Here is a 278-nt window from a genome sequence, read left to right as displayed (position 1 = left end):
TCATCACGATGGAATGCTCATTTCTAAGCTTTCAACAAACAGAAGCAGTAGTGGTGGAGCCAAACGGGATCGAACCGTTGACCTCCTGCGTGCAAGGCAGGCGCTCTCCCAGCTGAGCTATGGCCCCATATTTCTACAGGCGTTTCCCACACAAAATTGGTGGGTCTGGGCAGATTCGAACTGCCGACCTCACCCTTATCAGGGGTGCGCTCTAACCAACTGAGCTACAGACCCAATTTCGGGCTGCTTCTTATCGTCTTCTTCAATGAATCAAGCAA

At 51.1% G+C, this 278-nt stretch carries 2 tRNA genes; both read right to left on the bottom strand.

Annotated elements, in window-relative coordinates:
• Positions 1-51 precede the first annotated feature (51 nt).
• Positions 52-127: transfer RNA gene (locus AACY49_RS31500), tRNA-Ala, on the bottom strand.
• Between the two features lie 30 nt (positions 128-157).
• Positions 158-234: transfer RNA gene (locus AACY49_RS31495), tRNA-Ile, on the bottom strand.
• Between the last annotated feature and the right edge of the window lie 44 nt (positions 235-278).

It is taken from the genome of Pseudomonas sp. EL_65y_Pfl2_R96 (genome assembly GCF_963970905.1).
Lineage (GTDB): Bacteria > Pseudomonadota > Gammaproteobacteria > Pseudomonadales > Pseudomonadaceae > Aquipseudomonas.
This window is presented reverse-complemented; position numbering and strand designations above follow the sequence as displayed.